The 9,327-nt window shown below is 68.6% G+C and carries 7 protein-coding genes; 3 read left to right on the plus strand and 4 right to left on the minus strand.

The window, feature by feature from the left end; genetic code table 11:
- Positions 1–502 precede the first annotated feature (502 nt).
- Together ACZ68L_RS45215 and ACZ68L_RS45220 are read left to right on the plus strand one after the other, a co-directional pair.
- Positions 503–1,078, plus strand: coding sequence for a hypothetical protein (locus ACZ68L_RS45215; RefSeq protein WP_469590446.1), 576 nt, complete (start codon positions 503–505; stop codon positions 1,076–1,078).
- A 43-nt stretch (positions 1,079–1,121) separates the two neighbouring features.
- Entirely contained in the window at positions 1,122–3,803 is a 2,682-nt protein-coding gene (locus ACZ68L_RS45220) for a helicase associated domain-containing protein (protein ID WP_469590449.1), read from the plus strand.
- 273 nt (positions 3,804–4,076) lie between these two features.
- Here the strand turns inward: ACZ68L_RS45220 and ACZ68L_RS45225 are convergent, their stop codons facing one another.
- From ACZ68L_RS45225 to ACZ68L_RS45240, 4 genes are all read right to left on the minus strand, one after another.
- On the minus strand, positions 4,077–4,400 hold the full coding sequence (locus ACZ68L_RS45225; RefSeq protein WP_469590451.1) for a hypothetical protein: 324 nt from the start codon (positions 4,398–4,400) through the stop codon (positions 4,077–4,079).
- Positions 4,401–4,513: 113 nt separating this feature from the next.
- On the minus strand, positions 4,514–5,365 hold the full coding sequence (locus tag ACZ68L_RS45230) for a hypothetical protein (RefSeq protein WP_469590454.1): 852 nt from the start codon (positions 5,363–5,365) through the stop codon (positions 4,514–4,516).
- A gap of 181 nt (positions 5,366–5,546) precedes the next feature.
- Entirely contained in the window at positions 5,547–6,446 is a 900-nt protein-coding gene (locus tag ACZ68L_RS45235; protein ID WP_469590457.1) for a hypothetical protein, read from the minus strand.
- A 203-nt stretch (positions 6,447–6,649) separates the two neighbouring features.
- Complete coding sequence (locus ACZ68L_RS45240) at positions 6,650–7,285, minus strand: hypothetical protein (protein ID WP_469590458.1); 636 nt, start codon at positions 7,283–7,285, stop codon at positions 6,650–6,652.
- A gap of 1,374 nt (positions 7,286–8,659) precedes the next feature.
- Here ACZ68L_RS45240 and ACZ68L_RS45245 point away from each other — a divergent pair.
- Positions 8,660–9,211, plus strand: coding sequence for an SET domain-containing protein-lysine N-methyltransferase (locus tag ACZ68L_RS45245; RefSeq protein ID WP_469590460.1), 552 nt, complete (start codon positions 8,660–8,662; stop codon positions 9,209–9,211).
- Positions 9,212–9,327 lie beyond the last annotated feature (116 nt).

The raw sequence follows: 9,327 nt of genomic DNA on the forward strand, positions 1-9,327 counted from the left end.
CCCGCGGAGCGGGTACCACATCGCTGCGCGATGTGCAAGCGAACCACCGTGCTTCGCACGGTGGTTACGCACCCGCTCTGCGGGTGCGAACTCTGGTGCTTCGCACCAGAGTTGACTCCGTTTCACGGAGTCTGCTCCACGCTTTGCGTGGAGCCGGGCCCAACTCCCTCCGCTTCGCTCCTGGAGTTGAGGGGGCCGGCCGCTGCGCTGGCCGGTGGGCCCCGCTGCGCGGGTGCCCGGTCTGGCGGGATGTCAGGTGCGGCAATCGGTCTTGTGAGGGAGTTGACGGGCACTTCGTGCCCGTCTGAGGGTGTGTCCGCTGCGCTCCCCCACCCTGGGGCCCTTCCGGCTGCGCCTCCAGGACCTGAAGCCCGCTACGCGGGCTTGGCTGGCTGCGGAGGGGAGGGGGTCGCTCGTTCGTGTCGGGTTCCAGTGTAGTGGGTGCATCCAACCTGATGCACATGTACTGTTGGCGGAAACACGGGACACCTCCAGCCACCTGATGCGGGCCCAGGTGCCCGCGCTTCCGGAAAAGGGAAAACGCATGTGGAGTTCTCAGGACGTGGCGCGGGATCAGGTCCGGCGTGAGGCGGATGGCCTGGACGTGCCCGCCGTTGCGGAAAAGGTCGCGGAGGCTGCTGTCCGTGAGCGGGAAACCGTGGATCAGTTGAGGGGAAACGGTTCCTTCTACGAGTTCGCGATGGACCGGGAGCGGTTGGCTGCCATCTGGCTTTCCAAACATGCTGAGTGGCGGCGCGTCAGGGACTTGATGGCTGCGGCCGGTTGGAGCGTGTACGAGCCGGAACAGGACGCGCAAGGCTCAGTGTGGGCTCGCGAGCGCGAGGAACGGTTTGCTGGTGCTCTTGCTGCACAGGCCGCCTTCGGGGAACGGCAGGAGGAGGAAGCGGATGAACTGCGAGCGGAGGTCTGGCTGTCCGTCGCGCCCGGTCGGCTGATCCGGGTGGTGGCCGACCGGACGGGGCTGCGCCCCTCTCAGGTCCTGGCCCAGCTTGCCGAGCGGATCGTCGTGGCCGAGGACGGTACGGTGTCCGTCCCGCCCTTCACCCCGTCCCAGTGATTTCCGAAGCGAATGGAAAAGAAGGCAGAGGAGGAGCGTGGAAATGCTGGGTATTCAGCTTCGGGAACACCAGGTAGCCCAGAAAGCAAGTTTCCGTAAGTGGGCGGGATTCCCTGCAAGATCATCTGTGCCCCCGCAGGGGGCACGGGGCACGATCGTGTCCGCGACCGGCTCGGGCAAGACGATCACGGCCGCCGCGTGCGCGTTGGAGTCGTTCGCGGACGGCCGGACCCTGGTCACCGTCCCGACCCTGGACCTGCTCGCGCAAACCGCCCAGGCGTGGCGCCTGGTGGGCCACCAGGCGCCAATGGTCGCGGTCTGCTCGCTGGAGAACGACGCAGTGCTCGACTCCCTGGGGGTACGCACCACCACCAACCCGATCCAACTCGCCCTGTGGGCCGGGCACGGGCCGGTCATCGTGTTCGCCACGTACGCCTCCCTGGTAGACCGCGAGGACATCGACGCACCTGAGGGCCAGGGCAAGGTTCGCGGGCCGCTGGAGGCCGCTCTGGCGGGCGGAGCGCGGCTGTACGGGCAGCAAATGGCAGGCTTCGACCTCGCGATCGTGGACGAAGCCCACGGCACCGCCGGTGATCTCGGGAGGCCCTGGGCGGCGATCCACGACAACGCCCGCATCCCCGCCGACTTCCGGCTCTACCTCACGGCAACGCCGCGCATTCTGGCCGCGGCCCGGCCGCAGAAGGGCGCGGGCGGCCAGGAGGCGGAGATCGCGACCATGGCCGACGACCCGGACGGCACGTACGGCGCGTGGCTGGCCGAACTGGGGCTCTCGGAAGCGATCGAGCGCGAGATCCTCGCCGGATTCGAGATCGACGTGCTGGAGATCCGCGACCCTTCCCCCGTCCTCTCCCCCGTCCTCCGGGAGTCGGAGGAGGCACGGCGCGGCCGGCGCCTGGCCCTGTTGCAGACCGCACTTTTGGAGCACGCGGCGGCGTACAACCTGCGTACGGTCATGACCTTCCACCAGAAGGTCGAGGAAGCGGCGGCGTTCGCGGAGAAACTGCCGGCAACCGCTGCCGAGCTGTACGTCAACGACGCCTCCGACGACGACCTGGCCGCCGCCGACAAGCTGCCGAAGTCCTCCATCGACGCAGAGTTCTACGAACTCGAGGCCGGCCGCCACGTCCCGCCGGACCGCGTGTGGTCGGCGTGGCTGTGCGGCGACCACCTCGTCAGTGAGCGGCGGGAAGTGCTGCGGCAGTTCGCCAACGGCATCGACGCGGCCGGCCGCCGGGTGCACCGCGCGTTCCTCGCAAGCTGTCGCGTCCTCGGTGAAGGCGTCGACATCACCGGCAAGCGGGGCGTGGAAGCCGTCTGCTTCGCGGACACCCGCGGCTCACAGGTCGAGATCGTCCAGAACATCGGCCGGGCGCTCCGGCTCAACCGCGACGGCAGCACGAAGGTCGCGCGGATCATCGTTCCGGTCTTCCTGGAGCCGAACGAGGACCCGACCGACATGGTCGCCTCCGCCTCGTTCCGGCCCCTGGTGGCGGTCCTCCAGGGCCTGCGCAGCCACGATGAACGCCTGGTCGAGCAGCTCGCCTCCCGCGCCCTCACCAGCGGGCAACGCAAGGTCCACGTCCAGCGCGACAAGGACGGACGGATCATCGGGACCGGCGGCGAGGGTGACGGCGAGAACCAGGAGCAGGACGACACCGACGCCGCTGCCGAGTCGGCCCTCCTCCACTTCTCCAGCCCGCGCGACGCGTCGACCATCGCCGCGTTCCTGCGCACCCGGGTCTACCGGCCCGAGTCGCTGGTGTGGCTGGAGGGCTACCAAGCCCTGCTGCGCTGGCGGAAGGAGAACGGAATCACCGGCCTCTACGCCGTGCCCTACGACGTCGAGGTCGAAGTGGGGGTCACGAAGGACTTTCCGCTTGGCCGATGGGTCCACCAGCAGCGGAAGGCACTGCGGGCGGGCGAGCTGGAGGAAAGGCGCAAGACCCTGCTGGACGCACCGGAAGCCGGCATGATCTGGGAGCCGGGCGAGGAAGCCTGGGAGAACAAGCTCGCCGCCCTCCGGTCCTACCGGCGGGCAACCGGACACCTCGCGCCCCGGCAAGACGCGGTGTGGGGCGAGAGCGAAGCGATGGTGCCCATCGGACAGCACATCGCCAACCTCCGCCGCAAGGGCCAGAAGAACGGCCTGGGCAAGGACCCCGAGCGGGCGACCGAGCGCGCGGCACAGCTCACCGCGATCGACCCCGACTGGAACTGCCCATGGCCACTCGACTGGCAACGCCACCACCGCGTCCTCGCCGACCTCGCCGACGCCGACGGCAGCCTGCCCTACATCGCGCCGGGCGTCGTCTTCGAGGGCGATGACGTGGGCAAATGGCTTCAGCAGCAGAAGCAGCCGGTCACCTGGGCGCAGCTCCTCCCCGAGCAGCAGGAGCGGCTGTCCACGCTGGGCATCAAGCCCGCCCAGGCGGCACCTGCCGCCCCCGTGGCCAAGCGTGCGACGAAGGGCAAGGCGCAGCAGGCGTTCCAGCGGGGCCTTGCGGCCCTCGCACAGTGGGTGGAACGGGAAGGTACGGGCCGGCCCGTACCGCGCGGCCACGCTGAGCCGATCGCGGTCGACGGCGAGACAGAGCCGGTAGTCGTGAAGCTGGGCGTATGGATCTCCAACACCAAGACCCGGCGGAACAAGCTCACCCAGCAGCAGTTGGACGCGCTGCGGGAGCTGGGCATGGAATGGGCGTGACACGGCGTACGGCCGGTCGTTGAACCGGACGGTCAAGCGAAGTACACAGAGACCCCGGGACGTCACGACAGATTCCCGGGGTCTCGTGCTGTCTGCCGCCCTATGCCGCCTCGTGCAACACCGCCATGCAACACGCCCCACCGTCCCCTTTCGGGCCGATGCTTTCCCAGGTCAGGGGCACAACGCGGGCGCTATGGTCACCTGTGTTGCAGAGCTCCTGTTGCAGGCCGCGGCCAGGGCCGCAGCGGGTGCCCGGACGGGACAGAACAGCTACTAGGCGCTGCCCGTGGCAACGGCCGCGCGGAACTCCTGAGTCATCAAGGCCACCGAGCCGCGCTGGACAGGGGCCGGGCCCTGCTCGCCCCACACCTTGTGCAGCGCGGCTCGCATCCGCTCGTTCATGGCATCGCTGAGGACGGCCTGGTGCTCCTCGGGCACCTCGCGCACGTCCTGGACGACGACCATGGTGCCGTGGCGGGTGCCGATCATCCCGATCGTGGTGACCTTCCAGCCGAGCTGCCGGGCCGCTTTACCCATCGCGGCCCGGATCAGTTCCACCCCGCCCAATCCGACGGCCTCCTCGTCATCCAGGTTCACCTGGTACGAGCCGCCGAATCATCCGGCGCCTTCCGGGCAGTTGCGGCGCAGCAGGGGCACGAGGGCTTCGGCCATGGCGGTACAGCGCGGGTCCTTCGTGTACGAGGCCATCGTCAGCTCCTTTCCGGGCCGGTGAGGTGCGGCCACAGCAGCTTGACGTCGCGGGCGACCCGCTCGGCCAGGACGTCGGGGTCGTTGGCCGTCCACTGGTGAGCTGTCCCGGTGGCGTCGGCGGCCTTCGTCCTGGAGGAACTCGTGTGGGGGAACGAGCCGGACGTGATGCGGGCGCTGAAGGTCGCCGGGGCCGGCGGGCGGGGCAGGAAGAGCAGCGGGTGGTGCGGGGTGAAGTCGAAGTGACCGAGGCCGGCTGCGGGCTCTTCATCGAAGAGCTGCGGCTCGGTCCACAGTCCGACGGTGACGACGATCCAGGTGTTCGGCCGGTCCGGGTCGTTGCACAGCCACAGGTCGAACGTGCCGACCAGGAGGTCCTCCTCCCACTTCCAGACCTTCGCCCGCGGATCGAGCGCGTCGGCCCCGTCCCGGCGCAGCGGGATCAGGGCGCGCTCGAACGGGGCGATCAGATCGTTGTAGGCGGTCCGCATGGCCGCGCTGCCGGCGTGGTCGTACGTCAACTCGCGGTCCGGCGTGATCTCCCACTTCAAACCGTCGGGAAGCTGGGTGGTCAGGTACTGGCGCAGCGGGCCAAGAGCCTGCGGGAGGCCGTCCTTGCCGAGTCGGGCATGCTCGGCCTGGGGCAGGCGGACCCACCAGGCGTAGTACGGCGTTTCGTCGTCGTAGGAGTCGTAGTCGACGCAGGAGTCGTACACGCAGCCCAGCGAGGCAGCCAGCTCCGTCATCGCCTGGCGGGTGCGCTCGTCCAGGTCCGGATCCTCGCCCGCGAGCCGCGATGGGTCTTGGACCTCCAGGCGCCACACCACCCACTCGAAGTCCTTGAAGTCCGTCACGCGCACGCGCCCCTCAGCTCGAGGGTGTAACCCCTGCTGTACCCGGCCAACATCCCGCTCCCCTGCCTCGCCCAGCTCCGACAGTCCAGTACACCAAGGCCCACGGGACAGACGGGAACGCTCGGCGGCACTTGGCCTGGACGAGCGACACACAAGGCCGGCTGAACCCGGCGCACCGATCTCAGCCGGAGTCTGGGTCGTATCCGAGGCTCTCCAGGAGACGGCGGCGCTCTTCTTCCTCACGTTCAAGGAGTGCCGCCAGGACGCGCATGTCCCGGTGAGAGGTGATCGCGGCCTTCAGCACGGCGGCGAGGACATCGGGCGGCAGGGCCTCGGCCTGGGTGGTGGCAGTGCCGCTGAACGAGCGGCGATCACTGACCTTCGGCGGCGCGGTGGGCAGCTGGTAGTCGGCGATCTGCTGCTCGGTCACCGCCAGACGCTCGAAGACGACCTCCGTTCCCGGGGCGTCCACGGCCGCGAACGCGGTGACATCCTCGGCCAGCGCGGAGAACAGATGGACCCCGCTCTGGTCCCAGTCGGAGACGACGAAAACCCTCACCGCGCGGTGTCCGTCAGCAGCCGCACGCAGCGCCGCTCCCCGTTTCGCCGGCAGCCCGTGGAATCCGCTGCCCGAATACACAGGCACGCCGAACGGGTCAGCGACGGCAACAAGCTGTGGAACCATCCCGGCCGTCTCGCAGACGATCTCAAGCCGCACCGGCTGGCCGGCCTGCCGGTCCAGCCGATAGTCCCCCGCCGCCTGGCGCAGCCCGGCCCGGAAGTCGTCGGGCCCGCCGTAGGCGACGGGTTCGGCGCGGATTTCGGTGTCGTCGCGCAGGGCCTCCCACGGGATACGGCCTGAGCGGCGGGCCATCCCCAGGAGTTCCACTGTTTGTTTGTAGGTGCGCTCTTCTTTGACCAGCACGCCGTCGGATATCAGCGAGTACCAGACCTGCCGGATCGTGAGCGGCAGCTGAGCCGCGTAGCGCGCAAGGACCCGGTCCACGGCCGCCAGCAGCTCGCACGTGCGGGCGCGGGGCTTCCACTGCGGCTGATATCCACGGGGCCGCCGGTTCGGCATGACAGCGCCTCCCGATCGGGGTTAGGACGCCTTGGCGTCCCTTTCCAGGATCCCGCCGCGGACCGTACTGCGGCAACGCCTCCGGGCAGGGTCCTCTCGGCTGTCGCGTGAGTAAGAGGTGTCCGTGCGCGAAACCGGCTTGCCCACGGGGGATGGCCTGCGGAAACGAGCGGTGTCCGATTTAGGGGGTCCACAGCAACGCCTCAGGCGTCCGGGTTGGTCCCCAATGCAGCCGCCTTAATTCGTGTGACCTGGAGCTTGGACAGTTCCTCCAGTTCGGTGCTGCCTGCCAGATCGGTGCCTTTTACCCTGACAACGACGCCACCGACCCGCATGATCATCTGGGAGGTGCGGATCTTCGCGAAGGCTTCGCTCTCTTCGGCTCCCGCATCGATGGTCAGCGGTTTTACTTTTAGGGTGGTGCCGCGCTCTTCGATGACCATGCCTTTCATGGCCACCCGTGCGTTGCCTGCTGTGTCGAAGGAGTAGAGGACGAACTCCACCGAGGGCTCCTCATCCGACGATGAGTCCTCGGCACTGCGCCGGAACCTGGCCCCGCCCCCGACCGCGAACCCGACACAGTTCGTCTCGGTTTCGCGCTGGCAGATCTGGAGGGCTTCGTCGTCCTGGAGCGTCTTGGACTGGCTGTACTTCCAACCGGTGGGCAGGCTTGCCTTGCTGGGCATCGCCATCAGCATCTGGTCGGACGTGGTCAGTATGGACGGCGTATCACCACCGCTGTCGGCGTCCCCAGCGCAAGCAGTGGCCCCCGCCAGCAGCACCCCTGCTATCGCAGTCATTCGTAACCGCTTGAGCAACTTCAACTCCGTTTCGGGCAAGACCACTCGATGGTGCACACACCATCTCATCAGGTTCAGGCACGCCACGCCCTGAGCCGACAAGATCTACCGGGGTTCCTTGGCCACAGCCATCTCGACAACGCACACGTCCGCAGAATCATCCGCAACCCGGAGGCCGGTTACGGGCTCACCAATACAGGCCCGAGAGACAGCAGAGCAGTTCGGTGCCTCGTTTGGCGGCGGCGGACCTGTCGGTTCAGACGGCACGATGGTCACGGTGTACGGGAGCTCGACTGGGCCGCCTAGCGGAACAACAACGTCGCCCGCCCCGGGGGTCCTCCGCTGAGAACAACCGTCCAGCCCACTGTCCAGCCGCCCTTGGGTGCAACCCCCGGCTCGGCCGTGCGGCGTCCGTTCGGTCGGGATCGGGGAGCTCCGGCGGGAAGTGCCGCTCCAGGATCTCCGCCCAGCGGTGCAGAACGACGAAGCCAGTGGTGTCGGCCTGCGCCTGGACCAGCTCACTCAGGGCGCGCAGGACGACGTCGGCGAGTGCCCGGGGGCCGCTGCTCTTGGGCAGCCGCGCGGCGGCCGCGGCCCGACTCGTCGCGCTGGTCGACGTGCGGGCCGCAGCTGAAGCCGATACGGCCCGCAAGATGCGGCGGCGCACCGAGGCACCCGAGGGGTGGCGCTTCACCACGGGGGACGCCGTCGGTCCGGGCGACATCGTCCGGACCCCGAGCCAGTGCCAGCCCGTACGGGGAGGGTTCTCGGACGACGGCCCGCTGTATCCGGAAACGTGGAGCGCCCCGGTGACCTTGACCGGTGTCGAGCATCTGCCCACTGGGTCGGTTGTGGCGCGTGGACAGGAGGAGGGTGCGCCCGCATGGCTCGGGATGGGTGTCCTCCTGTCCACTCCACAGTTCGCTGAGGTTGGTCTCCTGGTGCCGGACGCCGAGAGTCCGGCGAAGGCAACGGCCCCGGCGCAGACGGACCGGGAGCGGGGACCACCGCCGGGGAACAGGCCGGCACCCGGCCCGGGGAGAGGGAAAGAAAGAGATGCTCTTCCCCCAAGGGGGAAGAGGTGTCGGCGGCGGCGCCCGCTGACCCACACCCGCTGACCTGCAATGGAAGGACTCAGAGCATGCTCCAGGCTTCTCGGTGATCCCTGGGTCGCAAAGTTGATCTTGCACAGATATCGACCGATAGGTGCGCAAGATCAACTTTGCGAGCCGGTGGTGGCCGATCCGGGGCCGTTGACAGTGATCGTCCGGTCCTGAAAGGGCCATGGCCGATCGGGTGTGATGCAAGGATCAGCGGACCGCGGTCGGGGAGATCCTCGGCGGCGCGTCGATCTGTCGTGCCCGCGGCGAGAGCAGCCGCGGGCGTGCTGATCCCCTCAGAGAGCAGGCGACGATGGATGACGGCTTCGAACTCCGGGGAACACACGAAAAAGGCGAGGGTGTTTTCGCCACCCGGCCCTTCCGGATCGATGAGACGGTGATGGCCGGTGTCATCGACCGTGAACTGGACCGCAACCACTCCCACGCCTCCCAGGTCGATGCGGAACGTTTCGTGTTGCACAGCGGGCTCGTCCCGAAGGTGAACCACTCGTGTGAACCGAATTGCGGGATCCGCCTCAATTCCAGCGGTGCGCACGACTTCGTCGCCCGCGCACCCATAACCGCCGGCGAGGAGATCACTTTCGACTATGCGATGCGGAACTACTCGGTCGACTACTTCGCCGCCCGCTGCCGGTGCGGTGCGCGCCACTGCCGTGGCCGCATCACCGGCTGGCGGGATCTACCGACCAGGCGCAAAGCGGACTACCACGGCTTTGTCGCCCCCTACCTCATCGAGATCGACCACCGGGCCCGCATGGCGCTGGCCGCCCGCCGGGACGGGGGTTCCCATAGGGGTCGCCGCACGACAACGGATATGACTGGCAGGGCATCTGAGCTGCCGTAATCTGGCCGTTTGCCTGACTGGCCGCGGGGGGGCGGGGGGGGGCCCCCCCCCCCCCGCCCCCCCGCGCCCCGGAAAGTAAGCGATGGGCGAGCCGAGGCCCGCGGCACCCTCCCCGC

The organism is Streptomyces sp. NPDC104309 (genome assembly GCF_055584025.1).